Source organism: Bradyrhizobium betae, from assembly GCF_004123905.1.
In the GTDB taxonomy this organism is placed as follows: Bacteria; Pseudomonadota; Alphaproteobacteria; order Rhizobiales; family Xanthobacteraceae; genus Bradyrhizobium; species Bradyrhizobium betae_A.
The window spans coordinates 19331-40546 of sequence record NZ_MZXW01000021.1 but is presented as its reverse complement, the minus strand read 5'-3'; the positions used below and the strand labels follow the sequence as shown (position 1 = coordinate 40546).

The window sequence follows — 21216 nt, the reverse complement described above, 5'->3', positions numbered from 1 at the left end:
CTCATGTCGGCATCCTTATTTCAGCCCGATCTTCAGGTTCTTGACGAAACGATCGTCGAACGACTTCTGCCAGTCCACCTTGGAGTCGAGCAGGCCGCCCGCGACGAGGAATTCGTAGATTTGCCTGTATCGGTCTGCCGTGATGATGCCGACGCCCAGCGTCGCGGCATCGCCGCGGTCGATGGCCTTCATGTCTCTCAACCGGTCGAGGGCAAATGCGAGCTGGCCGTCGGTCATCTTGGGATTGGCCGCCTTGATCAGATCATTGCCGGGCGCCGGATTTTTCATGTAATCGTACCACCCCTCCAGCGAGGCCTTGACGAAGCGCTCCACCACACCGGGCTTTTCGGCGATCATCTTCTCGGTGGTGACGATCGTGGACCCATAGGGCGGATAGCCTCCGTCCGCGAGCAGGAAGAACTTGACTTTCTCCTGCTGCTGCTCGGCCTGATACGGCTCGGAGGACGGATAGGCCTGCTGCGCGACGGTCTTGTCGGCGAAGAAGGGCTGGAGATTGAAGGTGTAGGGGCGGATCTGATCGTCGGTGTAGCCGTATTTTGTGCGGAGCCAGGGCCAAAACGTCGTTCGCGACGATCCGGCAATCAGGATCGGCCGGCCCTTGAGCGCGGCAAGATCTGCCAAGTCGTCATGGGCCATGATGCCCTGCAAGTCGAACTGGAACGAGGAAGCGACCGTCACGAGAGGCAGATCCTTCTCGCGACCCTTGAGGACCTGGATATCGTAGCCCATCATGAAATCGGTGTCGCCAGCCAGCAGGAGTTGCGAACCGTTCACCTGCGGCCCCCCCATCTTGATCGTGACATCCAGCCCGGCCTTCTCGTACAGGCCCGTTGCCTTGGCTTGATAGAAGCCGCCATGTTCAGCTTGCGCGAACCAGTTCGTCAGGAACGTGACTTTGTCGGCGGCCCGCGCCGGCGCGAGGGAGGCGACCAGTGCTGCGCCCACCAGCAGACCGGCTGAGATCATTCGGGACAGATTCGTCGTGGCCATGCTGGTTGCCCTTCTGCAGCTCGCCGGGATCAGCCGGCGAGCACTGCGCTGCGAGACTTTCCAAGCGTGAGGATGCTCGGAAAGGCTGTCACCTCAAAGCATTTAGATTCGAGCAATCCGTTGCCTTTGAAGCAACGCCGCTTTCGTGGGCAGACGGACGGGTCCTACCGGGATCTAGCAGGCATCATGACCACATTCGCCTTGCAGGGCCTCGCCCGATACGCCAACCGCGCAAGGACTTGGCAGAAAAGGAGCAGAGATACCGCGTGCTTTGTTGCCTCCGCAGCCATGCCGGTTTCGTGAGCGATCCGTCATGGAAAATTGGGCATGAGGTGGCCGCAAGAATGATGAACGGTGTGTGCCGGTGACCGGGTGGTCACCGGCCCGAGGTCCGTCAGAACTTCATGGTCACGCCGGCGTAAACCGTCTCTTCCGTACAGCTATTGTTGCTGGTGCCCTTGAACAGACAGCTCGCGCTCCGATTGTGATCGAGGCCGAATTTGTTCTGCCAATAGCGATAGGCAACCCAGAGATCGACGAAGTGGGCATATCGCGGTCCCCAGAGTGCCTTGCTGGCATCGAATGTCAGTCGAATGGGTTCGGAGTTCAACGTCACCACGGTGGGCGTGCTGACGACCGGGTTCTTCTCGTAGCCTTTCGGTCCCTGCCAGGCAGCGCGCCCGCTGATCGACCAGAACTGCATGCTCTCCGGCAAGAAGCCCAGATCCATGTAGTAATTCGCCTCCACCGACCATGTCACATCGAAGCTCCGCTCGCCATCGGCGAGACAGGTGGCTCCCAGCGCGGGGTACGGAACGCCGGCACCGAACAAGCCGCATTGGGCGAAGGCATTGCGGCTCGAGAATTCCCAATAGGCGAGCGGCGCCACGTTAAAGTAGCCCTTGTACGGGAGGTCGAACGCAAACTGGAGACCCGCTACGGCAGCACGCTTGGAGTTCGCAAGAAAGCTATTCTCGGTGTTCGCATCCATCCCGACCTCGAACGAGATGTTGTGAAGCGGGCCGATCGCGAAGGCTTTTGTGTTGAATATGTCGTTCCCGCTGAACGTCGAGCGAAACAGGCCGTAGATTTCCGTCATCCCGGCGCAACTGGCCGGCAGGCCGGAGACGCTGCTCACGATCGCACCAGACGCGTTCGTTACGCAGGGGTTGGCAGGATCGTTGTGATCCGACTTGAACATCGAAAGCGAGAGGAAGTTGGTGCCGTACGCCCAGACGTCAAAATGCGTGAACGCGTACACCTGCTTCGCTGTCGTTCCATTAATGGCGCCATTGGGCTGAACACTGAAGAGACCCGGATCGGTGGCCTTCGGCATCCACGCATATGTCAGGCGATCATCCACAACGAGGAAGAAGGGACGATCGGTCGTTTTTTTGGCGGATTTGACCATGAGGTCGTCCGCGCGCGCGAGGCTGCCTGATGCCCCAGCGATCAGCGACAGAGCCGCGGCAGTGAAGAAGCGTCGAATATCGAACATTGTGTGTGCCCCTGGTTTGACAAGCGGGCGCTCGCATCCGTTCGCAACGACGACATCGTCGTCACGGCTACCGCTCGAGCATTTTACAAGGAGCCGTCCCCCGACGACTGCGTCCTCGCCCGGACTCAAGATGCACAGGCAGGGCAATACCTAGAAGCATTTTGATTCGCGCATTGCGTTGCCTTTCGGATGACGCACGTCGTTGCACGATGCGAGGCACGACCCCGCCGGTGCGACAATGTTCGTACGCGAGCTGCGTCGGGCGTGCCGCCATTTTCGTTGGTGGTGGTTTCGAAGAAGCAACAGCGCAGATGACGTGGCGCCGCTTTGCAAGGCGCGACTAGAATCGCTCCATGTCCCGCCGTAGCTTTGCAAGAAAGCGGTTGCGCTTGTTCGCGGTGGCGACATTCATGTGATAGAGCGCGTAGTAGCGCACGCGCGCCTTTCCGCCGGTGAACCACGGCAGATAGCGCTTGATGATCTTGCGCGGCGGATCGGCCATGCCGATCGCCTGCCAGCGCGGCCGACCGTAGGTCGCAATGCCGACGATGCGTTCAATGTGTTGCAACATCGGCTTCGCATGGGCGGGATCGGACAGGTCGAGCGCGATGCCCGGGCCGAACATGCGATCAAACCAGCCCTTGAGCATCGCGGGTGGCCCGAATGACCAAGTGGGAAACTGTACGATCAGCGCGTTCGCCGCCATCAGGCGCGCGGCGTAGGACTCGTTCTTGCGCCGGTTCAGCACGGGATCGTGGTAGTCGCGGCGAAGTTCGGCGTTCAGGACGGGATCAAACCCCTCGGCGTAGAGATCGAGCAGATCGAGCGTGTGGCCGGCCTGGGCCAACCCGGCCAGCGCCTCGCTGCGAAGGGCCGCGTGAAAGCTGTCGGCGAGCGGATGGCAATACACGTAGAGCACGTGCATCGCGCATCACCTTCTGCTCACGAAGCTTCGCATCTTGCCGGGATTGAGCAGGCCATGCGGATCGGCTTCATGCTTGAAGCCGAGCTGATCGGCATCGGCGCGCTTGTACCGGCTGCCGTCCTCGACCGTGAAGACGTGCGGGTTGGCAATGAAGACACCACGCTCCTCATGCAGCCGCATGATCTCGTTCAGCCGATCTGCATTGGTATAGCGGATGACCGGCAGGCTGCTGCAGGTGACGCGGCCGCCGAAGCGGATGAATTCGAGGTGCTGCAGCACTTCGTCCGGAAATAGCTGCCGCATCTCGGCGACCTTCTCCAGGACGCGGTCATGCGGGTATAGACACTGCAGGTACGTTACCGAACGATCGCTCTTCAGCACCTGGAGCGTAGTGTGGTTCCAGCAATATTCGTAGAGCGGGACACGGCCGGGGCTCTCGTCCGTCGGTGTCTCGAGCGTGATCGTGCCGCGACCGCCGAGGAGCGACTTGAAGCTATCGAGAGAAGGCTCGGCGATCATCGCCATGAGCACGCTCTTTCCCTCGGGACAGGACGGCTTCAGCGACCCGAAATAGGACGGCAACGGCCAGGTGATGGGCGAGAGCACCTTCTTCACGATCCCGTCGGCCAAGGCCGCCTCATAGCCGAATGTTGCGGCCTCCATGAAATCGTCGAAGGCGACCACGACGTCGATCCATTTCCATGCAGGGGCGAGCGGCATTTCGAGCGCCGTAATGATCCCGGTCGTGCCATAGGCGCGGTTGACCTTCTGGGCCGCATCCCCGCGCAATTCGATGATGCGCGGCTCCTCCTCGACCGTGACGACGCGCGCGGCCAGGATGTTCCCCGGCTCCCTCAGGCCGCCATAGGTGATGGAGCCGATACCGCCCGATCCGCCAGCGACGAAGCCGCCGATCGTCGCCATGCGCTTCGTGGATGGATGCATCCGCAGCTCCCACCCCTGCGCCTGCGCGGCCGCATCGATCGTGTGCATCTTGGCGCCGGCACCGACGCGCATCGCGCCTGGCCTGATCCATTCGATGCTTTCGAGCCCGGAGATATCCAGCAACACCCCGCCCTCGAGCGGCACGGCCTGTCCGTAATTGCCCGTGCCGCCGCCACGCACGGTGATCGGCATGCGATGGCGCGCGCAGACCGATGCGATGCGGATCACGTCCTGCTCGTCGCGCGGCAGCACGATCAGGTCGGCCGACTTGCCGTCGAGCTGTGCGTTGAGAATGGGGCTATACCAGAAGAAGTCGCGCGAGCGCCGGCGCACGACCTTCTCTTCGGTCACCACGGGAATGTCGCCGAGATCGGCAATCAGCCGGTCCAGCGCATCAGATGCGAGATCAGTCACGATTGGTCCCCTTCGATGCACCGTTCGCGAGCTCCGCCGCGATTGCTTCGGATCCGACGACGAAGCCGAAGCACTGGTTCACATTGTAGATGGTCGCCGCCATGCAATAGTCGGGTGACGTCGTGGCCGTGCAATCCTCCAGGAGTAGGCAGTCGTAGCCGCGAAAGTTTGCATCCTGCAACGTGCAGAGCACGCACTGATCGGCATTGACTCCCGCGAACATCAAAGTGTTCACACCGAGATTGCGAAGAATGCTGTCGAGTTCGGTATCCTGAAAGCCCGACATCCGGTACTTGGCAACGTGGATGTCCGTCGGCTCGGTCGGAAGCTCATCGACGATGGCCGCAGACCAACTGCCCCGCTCCAGTACTTTCGCGCCCGAGCCGGGCAGCGCATCACCGAGGCCGGTACCGGCGCCGTTCGGATTGTAGACATGCAGCAGCGACGGACTGAGATTGAGCCGGTCGGGCCGGTTGCCCCAGTTGAGCCAGATGACCGGCACGTCGCAGCCGCGCAACAGCGGCAGCAATCGCCGCAATGGCGCGATCGGGCGCCGTGCCGCCGCGACGTCCACGCCGATATGCGCCAGCCAGCCATCTCGATGGCAGAAGTCGTTCTGCATATCGACGACGACGAGCGCGGTGCGCGCGAGGTCGAACGTGACAAGCTTGCCCTGGGTCTTGACCGTCGCCGGGCGCGGCAGGACCGGCTGGCGCACCAGATTGGCCCGGCCCTCGGCCACCATCCAGCGATTCGCGCGGCTTGAGCCGAGCGGCAGCAGGCCTTCGTTCAAGGCGGGATCGGATGATGCGCCGTCCATCGATCAGAGCCCTTGCAGCGCGCGCATGTCCTCGGCGTCGAGCGCGACGGGCTCACCGCTGCGGATCAGCTCGGAAAAGCCTTCGTTGGGCGTCATCACGGTGAGCGTGTAGAGCTTGCCCGGCCCCGTGTTCTCGATGACGTGCTCTGAGCCCGGGTGCAGCAGAAGCGAGTCGCCCTTCTTGATCGGCAGGGTCTTGCCGTCGCAGCGCGCGACACCGACGCCGTGCAGCACGTGAAAGAACTCGTGCGCGACGGCGTGCTCATTGGGTGGCGTCGCCCCGCCAGGCTGGAAAATTTCGATGACGAAGATGTTGCCGATCCGATCCGTTACCTGGTCGAACAGGACTGCGAAATAATTGGTGTCCTTCGGCGCGATGCGGAAGACTTTCGCATGCGTGAGATCGGCGACGCTGAACGACATGGGATCACTTCCTCGGACAGTGCACTCTCGTCATGACGGATGTCGCATGACAACGCATCGCCTCAAAGCGCTTTAATTCGACAGACCTGTTGCCTTTTCGGCAACAAACCATCACCTTGGGGAAATTGATCGGGGCCAGACACATGCTGCACAGCCGGCTGTTGAACTACATTGACGAGGTTGCCCGCACCGGCTCGATCCGCAAGGCGGCGGACCGTCTCAATGTCGCGGCGTCGGCAATCAGCCGCCAGATTCTCGCACTGGAAACGCAATTGGGAACGCCGATCTTCCAGCGTCTTCCGAAGAAGCTGATCCTGACCGCCGCAGGGGAAGTGCTGATCGGGCATGTCCGCCAGACGCTCAAGGAGCTGACCCGCACCCAAGTCAAGATCGAGGAATTGAAGGGCTTGCGACGCGGCGAAATCACACTGGCGATGATGAGCGGCCTCGCCTCCAACCTCGTCCCGAATAAGGTGAAGGAGTTTCGCGCGGCCAATCCGCGCGTCAAGCTCAACCTGACGCTCTTCAATACCGGGGCGGAGATTCAGGTTGCGGTCGCCAGCGGCGAGGCCGACCTCGGTATCGGGTTCGATTTCGGCAAGGACAGCAATCTGAAGGTCCTCGCGCGCGCCGTCGGCCGGCTCGGCGCCGTCATGACCCCCAACCATCCATTGGCAAAGCGAAGCAACGTCCGCCTCAGCGATTGCGTCGACTACCCGCTCGTCATCGCCGACGGCACGAGTGCGATCCGGCCTTATCTGGACTCGGCTTTCGCACGGGTCGCGATCGACCTGCAGCCGGCGATCGAGACCAATTCGATCGAGATCATGCGGCACGCCGTCATCCTGAACGACGGCATCACCTTCCTGACCCCCTTCGACGTGGAATCCGAGCGGCGTGCCGGGCGGCTGACCTACGTTCCCGCTCGCGAGCTTGCGCAGGACGCGCAGGCGCTGATGCTGATCGGCCATGTCCGGGGCACCAGCGCGATCGCGAGCGTGCTTGCGGAGATGCTGAAGGCGATGATCCGCGAGGTTGCCGGCTGAACCGGCAAAGACGGTCGCGACGATCGTCACGGCTGCCATCAGGGCCCGCTCGGCGCGCGTTGCCAATATGGCAACACAACAGACGAAATTAAGCACTTTTCATGCTTCCGAAGATGCCCAACAATGATTGACAGGCCGCTGGGCGACGAAGCCTCGCCGGCTTGTCTGCCAATTCGAGCCAAGGAAACCGACAAGGCAACCGAGATGAAACTGAAGTCGCATTGGTGGTGGGACCTGTCGGCCGAGGATTTCCGTCAACTTGATCTGAGCAGGATCGTCGCCGTGCTGCCGGTCGGTGCTGTCGAGCAGCACGGGCCGCATCTGCCGGTCCGCGTCGATACGGCGATCGTCGAAGGTATAATCCAGCACGCAGTTGCGCAGATGGCCGACGATTTCCCGGCCCTCATCCTGCCGACGATGTCGATCGGCAAGTCGAATGAGCACTCTGCGTTCCCCGGCACGCTGACGCTCTCGGCCGAAACGCTGGGCCGCGTCTGGTACGAGGTCTGCGAGAGCGTTCACCGGGCCGGAGTTCGCAAGATCGTCTTCGTCAACTCGCATGGCGGCCAGCCGCAGGTCATGGAGATCGTCTGCCGCGAGCTCCGGGTCAGGCTCGGCATGCTGGCCGTCTCGTCGCAATGGTCGCGCTTCACGGACCTGTCGGACTTCTTCAATGCGGCCGAACGCAAGCATGGAATCCACGGCGGGGAAATCGAGACCAGCGTAATGTGCCATTTGCATCCCGAACTCGTCGACATGGCGCTCGCGGAGGATTTCAGGTCTCTCTCCCAGACCCTGGAGAGGGAATGCGAGATCCTCATGCCGGAAGGTCCGGTTGGATTCGGCTGGCAAATGCAGGACATCAACCCCAAAGGAGCCTGCGGCAACGCCGCGCTCGCAGATGCCGAGCGCGGCCGCGCGGCTATCGAACGCGCGGCCAGCCGCTTGATCAAGCTGATCACGGAGGTCGAGCAGTATCCGATGTCACGGATCAGATCGGCAACGAATGAGCCGACCCCGTAGTCGGGATTTTCGACACACCGCGCCTGTATGCGCATGAATTCACGATGAAGCTTCCGTAGATGTCAGCAAAATCACTTCGATTGCCCGTCCTGCCCCCGCAAATCGAAACCATGACGCTAAAGGATGGCACGCGGCTCGATGCCGACGTGTACCGTCCGGCGGCGCCGGGACCCTATCCGGTTCTGCTTCAGCGCCAAGCCTATAGCAGACGCATCGCATGCAGCATCTGCCACGCGCATCCCTCCTGGTACGCCTCACATGGCTATATCGTCGTGGTGCAGGACGTCAGAGGACGCGGCACATCGGAGGGAACATTCCGCCCGGGTGAAACCGAAATCGAGGACGGCGCGGAGGCGGTCGAATGGGCGGCGCGTCTCGATGGCGCGAACGGCGACGTCGGGATGTATGGCTTCTCCTATCAGGCTTACAACCAACTGCTCGCCGCGGCGGGAGACTGCCCGTCGCTGAAGGCTCTCGCGCCGGTGATGGGGCCGTGGAATCCCGCACATTGGGCCTACGAGAACGGCGCCCTGCAGATGAAGCACATGATCGGCTGGGGCATCCAGATCACCGCAGAGGCGGCGCGGCGCGCAGGCGACGACGAGGCGTTCAGCGCCTTGCAAGCCGCCGGGACCAGCCTGCCGCTCAGCGGCCCGATCGCGGCAATGCCACAGCTGCTGCAAAAGTACCGACATTATTCGCACGTCATGGACTGGCTCGAAACGCCCCCCGATTCTTCGTATTGGGACCGCATTTCGCCTGGGACACATCTGGACGCCATTCGTGCCCGCCAATTGCCGATGCTGTTCGTCGGTGGCTGGTTCGACCCCTTCCTGCCGGCCACGATCGAATCCTTCCGAGCTGTTGCAGGCAGCTGCGATGACACCAGGCTCATCGTCGGCCCCTGGATCCATTTTCCGTGGACGCGGAAGGTGGGCTCGGTCGATTTCGGGCCAGAGGCAGACCGCAATGTCGACATCGATCACATCCGATTCTTTGACCGAATCCTCAAGGGTTCGCCGAGCCGGGCCGATGACCGACGGATCGAGTTGTTCGATATGGGTTTGAAAAAATGGCAGCAATATCAGGATCTGCCGGCAAACACGCAGACGCTGTTCCTTGGTGGCACGGGTCGAGCGTCGCTGGACGCTCAGGACGGCACCCTCGGTCTTCGGCCGGGCCCGGAGGAGAATGTCGAGCATATCGTCCACGACCCCTGGCGACCCTCACCTACTGTCGGCGGCTACTACGGCGCTCCGACGGGACCAGTCGACCGCCGGGTCGCCGATGAACGGGGCGACGTTCTGACCTTCACGACGAAAACTCTTGACGACGCCGTCGAGGTGGTCGGCGAACCCGAGGTCGAACTCGAGGTGAGCTGCGACCGTCCGAGCTTCGACCTTTGCTGCATCCTTTCACTCGTCACTCCTGACGAACGGGTCCTTCAGATCTCGAGCGGGTATGCGCATTATCGCGCCGCGACGGCAGGCCGATACAAGCTGAGACTGACTACCACGTGCGCGACACTCAAGAAGGGTGAGCGGCTCCGCCTCTCCGTCGCGGGGGCCGATTATCCGGCCTATCCCGTCAATCCGGGAACGGGCGAAGATCCGGCGAGCACGCCAAAGACGCATGCCGTGGTTATTACGATTGGGATCTGGCATGGACCGTCCTATCCTTCGCTTCTCCGGTTGCCCGTCAGGCCCGGCTCCGAAATCGCTGTCGCGGGATCGTAGGCCTAGCCTCGTCTCACCACAGCAACGCCCCCCACTTGGCAATCAGGACCGAACTTCAGCCAATTTCTAATTACTTTCTCGCCAATACCTTTGTCATCAAGCACGTATCGTCTTGAGAAACCGACTCACTTCGTCTTTGAGGCGATTGCTCTCGCTCGATAACGACCGAGCTGCCGACAAGACTTGCGAAGACGCAGAACCAGTTTCGGAGGCCTCGCGCTGCACATTTATGATGTTGGTGGAGGCGCGCTGGGTGCCGCTTGCAGCCTGCTGAACGTTGCGCGCAATCTCCTGCGTCGCCGCACCTGGACGTTGCTAGACGCCGCCTCGGAGGCAGCAGCGGCGACAGTGGTTGATTTTTGCGAGCGTTCGGCCGTGCTGCTTAGACTACTCGCAGAGCTCTCGAGCTCATTTGAAGCTGAGGAGACGGTATCGACGATTTCTCCGATCGCGCTTTCAAGGTCGACCGCCAATCGACGGACCATCCCGCTCTTCTCTTCCTCCGCCTTCATGAGCTCGTCGATATCGACCAACGATCCGCAGGCGCGCCGCGGCCGGCCTTTCTCGTCCAACACGACTCCACCTGTTGCTCGGAACCAACGATAACTTCCGTCTTTAACCTTCAAGCGGTACTTCACATCGTAGCCGACGCCGGTCTGGCAAGTCGAACCAAACGCGGCGAATGTCGCTGCAGCGTCATTTGGGTGGAGGCGGTCAGACCAAGATTGCACGACGTTGGGAAATTCGGCTTCCTCCCGCGATCTGGCTTTTCGCTAACGCCGCACGAATTGAGGTCCAATCGCGGTCTGCTGGATCGAATATTTTTTCCCAAGCATTGCTGTCGAACGATACCCGCATACTCAGACCTTACCTTGCTGCTCTTCACTGATGCCCATTCGTTTCTCGAAACGGGTCGCCGGCGTTTCACATTATTGAGCTGGCTGAGCAAATGCTCGAAAATACACCGTTTGAAAAACCGTTTTGGTTCGGTCCTCTCAAACGGTTTTCTGGCTAAGGTCTTGATTTATATGGTGGGCGCACCGGGGCTCGAACCTGGGGCCCGCTGATTAAGAGACATGATAAGATCATTGATTTTACGAGAGAATTTTTCCAACTGAGCCAAAAGCCGATCATTAGAGATCAATGGCATGCTCCGAAATATCCAACCAAAAAGTGCCGTCTAAGTCCTCTAGGCGCGACCAACGATAGGGGACGTACTTCCTGAGCTGCCATCTTCACCGCCGTACGCCTAGCGCCGGTGCCACTGCAGCAATGAGTATGGTGGGTCCGAGCCCGGGTGATGTTCAAACGACCCAACCACGTCGGCCCCGATTGCGACCTCTTGCATAGGATCGCCCGGGAGGTTGCCGACCATGCGGATCCCGCCGGCATGCGGCAACTCCACCAGGACTGCGAGATACGGTCCGTGCTGCCGGAGTGCCGGGTGCGACGGATGCCAGACACGCTCCCAGCTGAAGATGCGGCCGCGCGGGGCGATCTCGACCCAGTCGGGATCGAAGGCGTGACATCGGTGGCAGATCCATTCGGGGCCAAACTGCCAGGTCCCGCACCCGCTGCAACGCTGTACGAGGAGCCGCCCTTGGCGCAAGCCTTCCCAATAGGGTGCTGATAACCTGTCCGGTTCGGCCGTTGGGATCGGAAGCCCCTCGGGCAGATGGAAAGAGTTTTCCGAGCCGCTCACAGCGTTGCCTCCGAGCCGAGGAGAAGATTGCTGACCGGTGTGACCATCGGCCCGCCGATCACCATCGCCACGTCTTTGCGTTCGGCGAGGTTCACGGACGTGCCGCGCACTTGGCGCACGGCTTCCAGCACCAGTTCGAAACCGTGCATGTAACATTCGGCAAGATTGCCGCCGCTGGTATTGAGCGGAAGGCGTCCGGAAGGCGCGAGCAGATTTTCGAGCGTCAGAAAATCGTTTGCCTCGCCCGGCGCGAAAAAGTCATGCTCTGCCAGCGCCATCACCACGCCACCCGTGAAGTTCTCGTAACACTGAACGACACCGACATCGGCCGGCCCGAGACGAGCCATACGATAGAGATCGGCTGCGACCGTATCGAAGCTCGCACTGGCATATTGGGGCGCGTTGTGCGGCACAGCTCTGGCGCGATATCCCGATCCCACCGCTGCGCCCAATAGGTAGGCCGGCCTGCTGCGAAACTCGCCGGCGCGGTCCGCAGCGACGAGCACGATCGCTGCCGCGCCGTCATTCTCCATGCAGCAATCATATAGGTGGAAAGGCTCGGTGATCCAGCGCGAGGTGTCGTATTTTTCGGGATCGAGCGGACGGCCGTACATGACCGCGCGTCGATTAGCCTGGGCGTGATGGTATGACGCCAGCGCGATCGCGCGTAGCGCCTCCTGGCGTACGCCGTGCTCGTGCATGAAACGACGAACGCGCATGGCAAAGCGTTGAGGCGGAGCCAGCACGCCATACGGCATCAAGTAGGCCCTCTCGCCAGAGATCGTGTCGATGTTTGCGGCCTGGCCGAAGCGGCCGTGTTGGCCTTGGGCCAGAGATCTGAAGACGACCACGCAATCGGCGAGGCCGGCGACGATAGAGGCCGCGGCATTGGCCACAGCGGCGCAGCAGCCGCCACCGCCACCGCCCCATTGCATCGTGGCCGTGCGAAGCTGACGGATGCCGAGCGCGGCCGCGAGGCGAGACGCCTCGCTACGGTCATCGCCATAGGACGAGAAACCGTCGAGCTCACGCGGATCGATCCCGGCATCCTCGCAAGCGGCGAGGATCGCCTTGAGGGCCAGCTTGAACTCCGGATCAGGTGAGGTCCCGTGGCGGTAATACTCGGTCTCGCCGATGCCTATCACGGCGACCCGGCCTCGCAGCGTGCGCTCTGATCTCTGCGTTGACCTCAAACTCTCGTGTCCTCGTTGCGCATCTAGAGGTCCAAAGTCAGTGTTTTCGTCTTCGTGCCCGAACAGCAGATTATCATCGTCTTGTTCGTCGCCTGTTCCTCCTCGCTGAGAAACTGGTCCCGGTGGTCGGGTATGCCCTCCAGAACGCGCGTCTCGCAGGTGCCGCAGACGCCTTCCATGCAGGAAAAACTCGCGGCGATCCCGGCTTCCAGCAGCGCATCGAGGATCGATTTGCCGGGCTCCACCAGGATGGCGCGATTGCTGCGGGCGAGGCGAATCTCGAAGCCGCCTTCCACCGCCGCTTCTTGCTTCGGCTTGAAGTACTCGACATGAACGAGATCGGCGGGCCGTTCGGCTGTTGCCGCCTCGAACGCCTCCAGCATTGGGGTTGGACCGCAGCAGTAGAGATGGGCGTTCGCCGGCGCCTGGGCCACGATGCCGTTGAGGTCGAATAGCTGGCCCGCCCGCTCGTCGTCGAGATCAACATGCAGGACGTCTGGCCGACCTACCTCGAGCTCGTCCAGGAATGCCGCCGCCCGCCGCGTTCTTGCGGCATAGAACAGCTGCCAGCGCCGTCCGAGTGCCTCGAGCCGACGGACCATCGAGAGCAGCGGGGTGATGCCGATCCCGCCCGCAATCAGGATCGAATGATCCGCGTGCTCGACGAGCGCAAAGTTGTTGCGCGGGCCGGACGCGGTGACTGTATCTCCTGCACGGATCTGGTCGTGGATGAAAGCGGAGCCACCGCGACTTGCCGGATCTTTGTTGACTGCAATCACGTAACGATGCCGCTCGCGCTGGTCGTTCACCAGCGAGTAGGAACGAATGAGGCCGTTCGACAGGTGCAGATCGATGTGAGCGCCGGCCGTGAAGGCCGGGAGCTCGGCGCCATCAGACGGGACGAGCTCGTAGGATTTGATGCTCTCTGCCTCGGGGGTGATCCGCTTCACACGCAGCTGCAGCATCGCGGCCTCACACCTCATAGCCGAAATCGGCCCCGAGCCTGGCCTTCATGAAGGGCGCGCCAACGTCAGCCCATTGCTCTTCCGGCGGCAGTCGTAACGACACCGCCCGGACCATGAACACGTCGGGATCGGTGACACCCTTCGGCTTCACGCCATGGTCTCTGTACGCACCGAGCGATTCGAGAATGAATCGCCGCGTCATCGCAATGCCGGTATCGCTCGCGCAGAGATTTTCCCTGGTACGATCGAAGATCGGCGACACCCCGCTCTGACACGCGCCATCCTGCACCCAAAGCCCGGGCAGGCCCGAGAACCAGGTGGTCCGCTGCGCTTCGTAATCAAATTGGAAGCCGTTTTGCGGGTTGTACCTGGTCCAGTACCCGGCAAAAGGAACCGTCACCGGTTGCTCGACCAGGGCATGGCGGCTGGCATGTCCGCTCTCGCGGCCGTTGTGCCCCTCCGCGAACACCTGGCGCGTCTTCGCCAGCAGCGGCTTCGACGGATGATACGAGAACATGATGCATAGCGTGTTCTCGTCGTCGATCGGGACCCAGGCGTGCCCGCTCAAATCTGGGAACGGAGACAGTGGCGGCACCAGCGTATAGAACGGCAGCAGGAACTGGTTGACCCGCCAGTACAAGGTGTTGGCATCATAGTGGCGCCGCGCCGCAATGCTCATCCCAAAATCCTGCTTGATGCATTCGAAGGTCGGGCGGAGATCGCGCTTCTGGATCCAGGCGCTGGTCGTGCCCTGCGAATCCAGGCGTCCATGCAGCAACGGCGCATGCGCCGAGTCGATCTCGCCTTCGACGGCCTGTAGCCAGTTGCATTCCTGGACCCGCAGCGAGATATGCACCTGATCCTGCGGCACCAGATTCCACTCGACATTGGGCAGCGGCGGGAGCTCGAGCTGCTCGGCCCCCATATAGGCCCAGATCATCCCGTTGCGCTCCCTGCAGGGATAGGCCTTGATCCGCACCCGCTCCTTGAGGCGGCTGCGCACCGGCTCGGCCGGCATGTCCGTCACTGCGCCGGCGACGTCGAACTTCCAGCCGTGATAGACGCAGCGCAAACCGCAATCTTCATTGCGCGCAAACACCATCGGTGCGCCGCGGTGTGGGCATGCCTGGTCGACCAGGCCGACCCGCCCTTCGCTGTCCCTGTATGCAACGAGGTCCTCGCCGAGCAACCGGATGCGCCTGGGCTGACCGTCGGCGGCAAGGTCGGCGGACGGCAGGAACGGAATCCAATACAGTCGGAACAGATCGCCGAGGGGCGTCCCCTTTCCGACCCTGACCAGTCGCTCATTGTCTTCGTGCGTGAGCATGGGCGTCCTCCGTAGGCGATTGCGCGATCATTGTTGCGGCGACCGGTCCAGCAGCCGAGCCACGCGCTCCGCGAGACCCAGCTCACGCGCGGTCCAAATTGGGGCGGATGTCGAGAGTGGCCGACGTGGGACGGGCGGCTGGTTGCCCTGTTCAACGAGTCCTACGATGATTTCTATTCGCCTGCACTCGAGCTCTCTCAGAGCATCTTCGACCACGGCGCTTTCGGCCGAGCACCCGGGAAGCTCGGGGTAAGCGAGACGAATCCGCCATTGGCCGGGCTCACTCTCGGTTGCCTCGGCCCGCAAGAGATAGGGTATCGACAACAGGTCTCGCAGTCCCATCGCCATCTCCCAGGGACGCCTCGCCGCGCTCATGTTCTCGAATGCCCGCGCGCGAATGCGTAAGCGCCGGCTGCCGGGCCGGCATTGGAGCAAAATGCCCGGCCGAGGGGCGTGACATCTGCCCGGACCTGAACCCGTCGCGGCCGGCGAGGTGAATACGCCAAGTCCGATCCCTCCCTGCACCGAATGAATTCGGCGCGACTGCTGCCTTGCGCTCTTCCCATTCGCCTCCGCTGACCCGCCCGGCGCAGTTTGCGCGCAAGACCCGCATGCAGGGTCCCGGCGCATTTCGCCCCTCGACAGGGCATTATTCTGCACCTATATTGGTCCAACCATTGAGATATGTCCAGGAGAATTGCAGCGTCATGAGCTTCACCGAGGAGCAGGTCGCCTTTCGCGACAGCATTCAGAAAGTCGTCGCCAAGCACATCGCGCCGATCGCGGCCGAGATCGATGAGACCGACCGCTTCCCCGAGGAGATTGTGAAGATTTTTGGTGACATGGGCCTGATGCAGCTCTGGGTCCCCGAGCAATATGGCGGTCCCAACGGCAACCTCACCATGATGTGCATCGCGAGGGAGGAGATCTCGAAGGTCTCGCCGGCCTGTGCCTCGATTGCCGGCCTCAACACCATGTTCATCATGCCGTTGCTGCACTTCGGCTCAGAAGAGCAGCGCAAGCGGTTCCTGCCGATCGTCGCCAGAGGCGGCGTGGTCACGGCGATCGCCATTTCCGAGCCGCAGGCAGGCTCGGACGTCTCGGCGCTCAATACGCGAGCCCGCAAGGACGGTGACAGCTACGTCATCAACGGCCGCAAGCAATGGTGCAGCTATGGCGTTGCCGCCGACTACATCGTGCTGATGGCGCGCACCAGCGACAGTCCCGGCTCAGACGGCATCAGCGCCTTCATTCTCGAGCCGAAGAAGATGCCCGGTATCAGCTTCGGCCGCCACGAGCGCAAGATGGGTTTCCGCGGCGCACCGAATACGCCGATCTTCCTGGATAATGTCCGCGTCCCTGCCGAGAATCTCGTCGGCGAGGAAGGCAAAGGCTTCAAGGCCTCGATGCGCGCGCTCGACCTCAATCGGCCGACGATCGGCGCTCAATGCGTCGGGCTGGCGCAAGGCGCGTTCGAGGCCAGCCTCGCCTACGCCAAGGAACGCAAGCAGTTCAAGAAGAGCATCTCCGAATTCCAGGGCGTCCAGTTCATGCTGGCGGACATGGCGATGCAGATAGAGGCGGCGCGCGCCTTGGTCTATGAATGCGCCCGCGCCGGAGACGTCGGCGACTGGCAGCGCCTCAACCTGCTTGCGAGCATGGCGAAATGCTTCGGCAGCGACATGGCGATGAAGGTCACCACCGACGCGGTGCAGATATTCGGAGGCTATGGCTACACCATGGATTATCCCGTCGAACGGATGATGCGGGACGCCAAGCTGACGCAGATCTTCGAGGGGACCAACCAGATCCAGCGCCTCGTGATCGCCCGCGAACTGCTTCGATAAATCAAAACACTATAAAAGCACAAATGGGAGGAACTACCGTGAGCCGTCGATCCGCTCTGTCGTGTTTTGTCGTCGTCGCCGCACTGCTGTCGCTTGCGAACGCACATGCCCAGAAGGCCTATGGGCCCGGCGTCAGTGACACCGAGATCAAGCTCGGTCAGTCGACGCCGCTCAGCGGACCGGCCTCCGCATTCGGCGCGGGCGCCGGACGTGCGGTGGTCGGCTATTTCACGATGCTCAATGAGCGCGGCGGCATCAACGGACGCAAGATCAGCTTCACCCAGCTCGACAACGCCTACAGTGCGCCGAAGGCCATCGAGCAATCCCGAAAGCTCATCGAGGATATCGGCGTGCTGGCAGAGGTCGGCACGATTGGAACGGTTCCGAACGTCGCGATCCAGAAATATCTGAACTCCAAGAAGGTGCCGCAACTCCTGATCACGGCAGGAGGGCGCCGCTTCAATGATCCCAAGCAATTTCCCTGGACCGTTCCGCTCTATCCCGACTTCGAGACGGAAGGCCAGGCGATCGCCAAGTACATCCTCAAAACCAAGCCGGACGCGAAGATCGGCGTTCTCTACCAGAACGACGATTTCGGAAAGGATTATGTCAAAGGGCTACGCGCCGGGCTGGGCGAGAAGGCCGGTCTAATCATCGCCCAGGTCTCCTATGAAATCGCCGACCCGACCATCGACTCTCAAATCGTGCAGCTGAAATCCGCCGGCGTCGACACCCTCATCGAGCAGTCCTCGGCAAAGGCAGCAGCACAATCGATCCGCAAGGTCCACGAGCTGGACTGGCATCCGCTGCACATCATCGGCGGCTCGACTGCGTCAGTCGAGACGGTGCTGAAGCCGGCCGGGCTCGACGCCTCTCGCGGATTGGTCACCACGCAATTTCTCAAGCAACCGGGCGATCCGGCCTGGGCCAATGACGACGAGGTCAAGGCGTACAAGGAATTCCTCAAGAACTACGCGCCATCGGTGAACCCGGACGATTACTCCGTTCTCGTCGCCTATATGAACGTCAACACGCTCGGGGCCGTGTTGAAGGCATGCGGCGACGATCTGACCCGCGAGGGCCTGCTTCGTCAGGCGACATCGCTCCACGCCCAGCGCATGCCGATGATGCTGCCCGGTATCACCATCAGCACCACGCCCGAGGACTATGCGCCATTCAAAACTCTGCGCATTGCCGTTTTCGATGGGTCGAGCTGGACGCTCTCCGGCGAGCCGATCACGGCGGATTAGAAAGAGCCGGTGGCTCGCGTCTCGTGGTGCGCGCCCCACCGCAAGTTTGGCCTTCGTGTTTCGGCACCGCGACAGCCGTGATGCTTAGGGAGGACGGAGGCGGATCAAAGGCTGATATGGAAGCCGCCATTGACTCCGATGTGCTGGCCCGTCGTGTATGAGGCTGCATCCGAGAGCAGGAAGCAGACGGTCTGCACCACCTCATCCGGCGTCGCCCAGCGTGCAAGCGGGATCTGCGCCAGAATGCCGTCCCTGAACTTCTCGCCGCGAACGACCTCGGTCATCGGCGTTTCGACCACGCCGAAGCAGATTGAATTAGTCCGGATGTTGTACTTGCCCCATTCGCGCGCTGCGGTCATCGTCATTGCGAGCAGACCCGCCTTGGCGGCGGCATAGTTGATCTGGCCGACCGACCCTTTCCGTCCCGCGTCGGACGAGATGTTGACGATGGCTCCGCCCGAGGTGTCGCCGTCCTTAGCGCGCTCGACCAGGTGGCGCCCGACAGCCTGAAGCCAGAGGAAGGCGCCGGTCAGATGGACGTCGATGACCTCCTGCCATTGACGCATGCTCATCTTTTCGATCATCGCGGGGCGGATGATACCGGCGTTATTGACCAGCCCGTTTACCGAGCCGAACCGACCGACGGCCTCTGCAACGGTGCTGGCGGCGAGCTCCGCGTCGGTGACGCTGCCGACGACCTTCATCACCCGATCCGCCGGCAGGGCCGCCAGGACGGTCCCGAGCGCTTCGGCATTGAGATCGACGGCGACGACATTCGCTCCGAGCTCGACCGCCAGTTCGGCCGTTGCCTTGCCGATCCCCTGTGCAGCGCCGGTGACGACCACCGTCCGGCCTTGCAGTGACACCATGTTTTTCGTCATTCGCGATTCCTTTGTTCGTGGGTAAAGGTCAGCAGCTCATCAGGTCAACGCCCAGCCATGGCTGAGCACCAGCGCCTCGCGCTCGGTGACGCGCGCCTGGAACGCGATGCGATCGTCGAGACGCCAGCACTCGAGCCGGATCGTGTCTCCTGGGAAGACAGGCGCGGACATGCGGGCGCGGATCGCTTTCAGCTTTGACGGGTCGCTGTCGCAGAAGGCTTCAACCAGGCCGCGGCAGGCAAATCCGTAGGTCGCAAGTCCATGCAGGATCGGCCGCACAAAGCCGGCCTTGGCAGCAAAGGCGGGATCGATGTGCAAGGGGTTGAGATCGCCAGAGAGGCGATAGAGCACCGCCTGGTCCGAACGCGTCGGCAAGGTGATCACCCGGTCCGGCGCGCGATCGGGAACGGGCATCGGCGCGCTCGCGGGTTCGTCGCCGCCCGAGCCTTGCGAGAAGCCGCCGTCGCCACGCAGGAAGAGCACCTGTTCACTGACCGCTACCAACTGATTGGTGGCCTCGTGCCATAGCTCCTTCTCGACATGCATGACGGCGCCCTTGCCTTCACCCTTGTCGACCAGCCGCGCGACACGGCTCCTGCCGAGCAGAATTCCACTGGGAGGAAGCGCGGCATGCATCTGCACGGACTGCTCGCCATGCACCATGTTCGCGAAATTGATGCCGAGCTCCGCATTGTCCCGCATCCAGGCGCCCGGCGACGCCAGCACCGTCGCCATGGTCGGAAGCGCAACAAGATTCTTCTCATACACCAGGCGCAGCTGCCGCGCGTCGAGCGGATCGCTCGCGGCACCGATACCGAGCGCATAGAGAATGGTGTCTCGTGCCGTGTAGGCGTGGCGGACGTCGCCGGAGCGCCAGGCCCGCGTCTTTGCGTAGTCAACCATGATCAGCAGCTCTCCCCCGGGAAATGGCACGCATCCGCTATTGGTCTTTGGTTGAACCAATGATATAGACCCGGCACGTGGTGGTCAACGTTGCCGGATGCGCAAGCGGCCACGGACGGAACGTGAGCGCGAGAGAGCCGATGAGCATTCGACGCAAGGCCTGCATCGCAGGCGCTTATGAACATCCGACGCGAAAGGCGCCCGACAAAACCGTAGCCCAGTTGCATGCCGAATGCGCGCGCGGCGCGCTGGAAGATGCCGGCCTGCGGCTCCAGGATGTCGACGGCTACTTTTGCGCTGGCGACGCGCCCGGCCTGGGCGCGAACAGCATGGCGGACTATCTGGGACTTCGGCCCCGCCATGTGGACAGCACCGATACCGGCGGTTCTGCCTATCTGGTTCACGTCTCCCATGCGGCCCAGGCCATTGCGATGGGCAAGTGCAACGTCGCGCTGATCACGCTCGCCGGCCGGCCGCGCAGCGAGGGATCGAGCGGCGTGGCGCCGAGGCTGGTCGGCGCCGGCACGCCGGATGTGCCGTGGGAAGCGCCTTATGCGCCCGTCACGGTCAATATGTATGCGCTCGCGGCTAACAGGCACATGCATGAGTACGGCACGACCAGCGAGCAATTGGCCTGGATCAAGGTCGCGGCCGCCACCCACGCCCAGCACAATCCGAACGCGATGCTGCGCGAACCCGTCACCGTTGACGACGTGCTTGCTTCGCCGATGATCTCCGATCCCCTGCATCGGCTCGACTGCTGCGTCGTCAGCGACGGCGGCGGCGCGCTGGTTGTCGTTCGCCCCGAGATCGCACGCTCGCTGAAACGGCCCGTCGTCAACGTTCTCGGCGCGGGCGAGGCGATCAAGGGTCAGCTCAACGGTCAAGTCGACCTGACGTTCTCGGGCGCGGCGTGGTCCGGCCCGCGCGCGTTCGAGGAAGCTGGTATCAAGCCGTCCGACATCCAATATGCCTCGATCTACGACAGCTTCACTATCACCGTGTTGATGCAGATCGAGGATCTCGGCTTTTGTGAAAAGGGCAAGGGCGGGCGTTTCGTCGCCGACGGCAATTTGATCTCCGGAGTCGGCAAGCTTCCCTTCAATACCGACGGCGGCGGCCTCTGCAACAACCATCCTGCCAATCGCGGCGGCATCACCAAGGTGATCGAGGCGGTCCGTCAGCTGCGCGGTGAAGCGCATCAGAAGGTGCAGGTCCGCGATTGCAGCCTCGCTTTGGCCCAGGGCACCGGAGGCCTGCTCGGCTCCCGCCACGGCAGTGCCACCCTCATCATGGAGCGCGCGTGA

The 21216-nt window shown here is 62.2% G+C and carries 19 protein-coding genes; 6 read left to right on the top strand and 13 right to left on the bottom strand.

Going from position 1 to position 21216, the window contains the following annotated elements:
• Nucleotides 1-15 precede the first annotated feature (15 nt).
• The 6 genes from B5V03_RS18420 to B5V03_RS18395 form a co-directional block, all read right to left on the bottom strand.
• Nucleotides 16-1011 (bottom strand): ABC transporter substrate-binding protein, encoded by a 996-nt coding sequence (locus B5V03_RS18420; protein ID WP_129271826.1) that lies wholly within the window; start codon nt 1009-1011, stop codon nt 16-18.
• Nucleotides 1012-1405: 394 nt separating this feature from the next.
• Nucleotides 1406-2509 carry a hypothetical protein gene (locus B5V03_RS18415; RefSeq protein ID WP_129272029.1) on the bottom strand — a complete coding sequence of 368 codons (1104 nt, stop codon included), beginning with the start codon at nt 2507-2509 and terminating at the stop codon, nt 1406-1408.
• A gap of 340 nt (nt 2510-2849) precedes the next feature.
• Nucleotides 2850-3434 (bottom strand): NAD(P)H-dependent oxidoreductase, encoded by a 585-nt coding sequence (locus B5V03_RS18410; RefSeq protein ID WP_129271825.1) that lies wholly within the window; start codon nt 3432-3434, stop codon nt 2850-2852.
• A 6-nt stretch (nt 3435-3440) separates the two neighbouring features.
• The gene (locus B5V03_RS18405) at nt 3441-4793 is read right to left on the bottom strand and encodes an FAD-binding oxidoreductase (protein WP_129271824.1); all 1353 of its coding nucleotides are present in this window, start codon (nt 4791-4793) and stop codon (nt 3441-3443) included.
• Entirely contained in the window at nt 4786-5586 is an 801-nt protein-coding gene (locus B5V03_RS18400) for a cysteine hydrolase family protein (RefSeq protein WP_245502262.1), read from the bottom strand. Before B5V03_RS18400 ends, B5V03_RS18405 begins: the two co-directional genes overlap by 8 nt.
• A gap of 30 nt (nt 5587-5616) precedes the next feature.
• Nucleotides 5617-6036, bottom strand: coding sequence for a cupin domain-containing protein (locus B5V03_RS18395; protein WP_129271822.1), 420 nt, complete (start codon nt 6034-6036; stop codon nt 5617-5619).
• 143 nt (nt 6037-6179) lie between these two features.
• Between B5V03_RS18395 and B5V03_RS18390 the strand changes: the two genes are divergently transcribed.
• From B5V03_RS18390 to B5V03_RS18380, 3 genes are all read left to right on the top strand, one after another.
• The gene (locus tag B5V03_RS18390) at nt 6180-7082 is read left to right on the top strand and encodes a LysR family transcriptional regulator (RefSeq protein WP_129271821.1); all 903 of its coding nucleotides are present in this window, start codon (nt 6180-6182) and stop codon (nt 7080-7082) included.
• Between the two features lie 204 nt (nt 7083-7286).
• On the top strand, nt 7287-8105 hold the full coding sequence (locus B5V03_RS18385; RefSeq protein WP_129272028.1) for a creatininase family protein: 819 nt from the start codon (nt 7287-7289) through the stop codon (nt 8103-8105).
• Nucleotides 8106-8164: 59 nt separating this feature from the next.
• Nucleotides 8165-9841: a CocE/NonD family hydrolase gene (locus B5V03_RS18380; RefSeq protein ID WP_129271820.1), complete on the top strand. Its 1677-nt coding sequence runs from the start codon at nt 8165-8167 to the stop codon at nt 9839-9841.
• 227 nt (nt 9842-10068) lie between these two features.
• Here the strand turns inward: B5V03_RS18380 and B5V03_RS43040 are convergent, their stop codons facing one another.
• The 5 genes from B5V03_RS43040 to B5V03_RS18355 all read right to left on the bottom strand — a co-directional run bounded on the left by B5V03_RS43040 (nt 10069) and on the right by B5V03_RS18355 (nt 15028).
• Nucleotides 10069-10572 (bottom strand): PAS domain-containing protein, encoded by a 504-nt coding sequence (locus B5V03_RS43040; RefSeq protein WP_433995341.1) that lies wholly within the window; start codon nt 10570-10572, stop codon nt 10069-10071.
• A 518-nt stretch (nt 10573-11090) separates the two neighbouring features.
• Nucleotides 11091-11543, bottom strand: coding sequence for a Zn-ribbon domain-containing OB-fold protein (locus B5V03_RS18370; protein WP_129271819.1), 453 nt, complete (start codon nt 11541-11543; stop codon nt 11091-11093).
• Nucleotides 11540-12688 (bottom strand): thiolase C-terminal domain-containing protein, encoded by a 1149-nt coding sequence (locus B5V03_RS18365; RefSeq protein ID WP_245502261.1) that lies wholly within the window; start codon nt 12686-12688, stop codon nt 11540-11542. The genes B5V03_RS18370 and B5V03_RS18365 overlap by 4 nt, the downstream gene beginning before the upstream one ends.
• Nucleotides 12689-12759: 71 nt before the next feature.
• Nucleotides 12760-13701 carry a PDR/VanB family oxidoreductase gene (locus B5V03_RS18360; RefSeq protein ID WP_129271817.1) on the bottom strand — a complete coding sequence of 314 codons (942 nt, stop codon included), beginning with the start codon at nt 13699-13701 and terminating at the stop codon, nt 12760-12762.
• Nucleotides 13702-13708: 7 nt separating this feature from the next.
• A complete protein-coding gene (locus B5V03_RS18355) occupies nt 13709-15028 on the bottom strand; it encodes a Rieske 2Fe-2S domain-containing protein (RefSeq protein ID WP_129271816.1) in 1320 nt (439 codons plus the stop codon).
• A gap of 707 nt (nt 15029-15735) precedes the next feature.
• Here B5V03_RS18355 and B5V03_RS18345 point away from each other — a divergent pair.
• Together B5V03_RS18345 and B5V03_RS18340 are read left to right on the top strand one after the other, a co-directional pair.
• A complete protein-coding gene (locus B5V03_RS18345; protein ID WP_129271814.1) occupies nt 15736-16875 on the top strand; it encodes an acyl-CoA dehydrogenase family protein in 1140 nt (379 codons plus the stop codon).
• A gap of 38 nt (nt 16876-16913) precedes the next feature.
• Complete coding sequence (locus tag B5V03_RS18340; RefSeq protein WP_129271813.1) at nt 16914-18125, top strand: ABC transporter substrate-binding protein; 1212 nt, start codon at nt 16914-16916, stop codon at nt 18123-18125.
• Between the two features lie 104 nt (nt 18126-18229).
• Here B5V03_RS18340 and B5V03_RS18335 read toward each other — a convergent pair whose 3' ends face one another.
• Both B5V03_RS18335 and B5V03_RS18330 read right to left on the bottom strand, forming a co-directional pair.
• Nucleotides 18230-19006: an SDR family NAD(P)-dependent oxidoreductase gene (locus B5V03_RS18335; RefSeq protein WP_129271812.1), complete on the bottom strand. Its 777-nt coding sequence runs from the start codon at nt 19004-19006 to the stop codon at nt 18230-18232.
• A gap of 39 nt (nt 19007-19045) precedes the next feature.
• Entirely contained in the window at nt 19046-19909 is an 864-nt protein-coding gene (locus B5V03_RS18330; protein WP_129271811.1) for a MaoC/PaaZ C-terminal domain-containing protein, read from the bottom strand.
• A gap of 140 nt (nt 19910-20049) precedes the next feature.
• Here B5V03_RS18330 and B5V03_RS18325 point away from each other — a divergent pair, with 140 nt between their 5' ends.
• Nucleotides 20050-21216 (top strand): thiolase domain-containing protein, encoded by a 1167-nt coding sequence (locus B5V03_RS18325; protein ID WP_129271810.1) that lies wholly within the window; start codon nt 20050-20052, stop codon nt 21214-21216.

What these genes read in the sequence shown, in the direction of transcription:
- B5V03_RS18355 (WP_129271816.1), bottom strand. Translation starts at nt 15,028, where the DNA reads ATGCTCACGCACGAAGACAATGAGCGACTGGTCAGGGTCGGAAAGGGG.
- B5V03_RS18380 (WP_129271820.1), top strand. Translation starts at nt 8,165, where the DNA reads ATGTCAGCAAAATCACTTCGATTGCCCGTCCTGCCCCCGCAAATCGAA.
- B5V03_RS18360 (WP_129271817.1), bottom strand. Translation starts at nt 13,701, where the DNA reads ATGCTGCAGCTGCGTGTGAAGCGGATCACCCCCGAGGCAGAGAGCATC.
- B5V03_RS18415 (WP_129272029.1), bottom strand. Translation starts at nt 2,509, where the DNA reads ATGTTCGATATTCGACGCTTCTTCACTGCCGCGGCTCTGTCGCTGATC.
- B5V03_RS18385 (WP_129272028.1), top strand. Translation starts at nt 7,287, where the DNA reads ATGAAACTGAAGTCGCATTGGTGGTGGGACCTGTCGGCCGAGGATTTC.
- B5V03_RS18395 (WP_129271822.1), bottom strand. Translation starts at nt 6,036, where the DNA reads ATGTCGTTCAGCGTCGCCGATCTCACGCATGCGAAAGTCTTCCGCATC.
- B5V03_RS18325 (WP_129271810.1), top strand. Translation starts at nt 20,050, where the DNA reads ATGAGCATTCGACGCAAGGCCTGCATCGCAGGCGCTTATGAACATCCG.
- B5V03_RS18330 (WP_129271811.1), bottom strand. Translation starts at nt 19,909, where the DNA reads ATGGTTGACTACGCAAAGACGCGGGCCTGGCGCTCCGGCGACGTCCGC.
- B5V03_RS18410 (WP_129271825.1), bottom strand. Translation starts at nt 3,434, where the DNA reads ATGCACGTGCTCTACGTGTATTGCCATCCGCTCGCCGACAGCTTTCAC.
- B5V03_RS18390 (WP_129271821.1), top strand. Translation starts at nt 6,180, where the DNA reads ATGCTGCACAGCCGGCTGTTGAACTACATTGACGAGGTTGCCCGCACC.
- B5V03_RS18345 (WP_129271814.1), top strand. Translation starts at nt 15,736, where the DNA reads ATGAGCTTCACCGAGGAGCAGGTCGCCTTTCGCGACAGCATTCAGAAA.
- B5V03_RS18420 (WP_129271826.1), bottom strand. Translation starts at nt 1,011, where the DNA reads ATGGCCACGACGAATCTGTCCCGAATGATCTCAGCCGGTCTGCTGGTG.
- B5V03_RS18335 (WP_129271812.1), bottom strand. Translation starts at nt 19,006, where the DNA reads ATGACGAAAAACATGGTGTCACTGCAAGGCCGGACGGTGGTCGTCACC.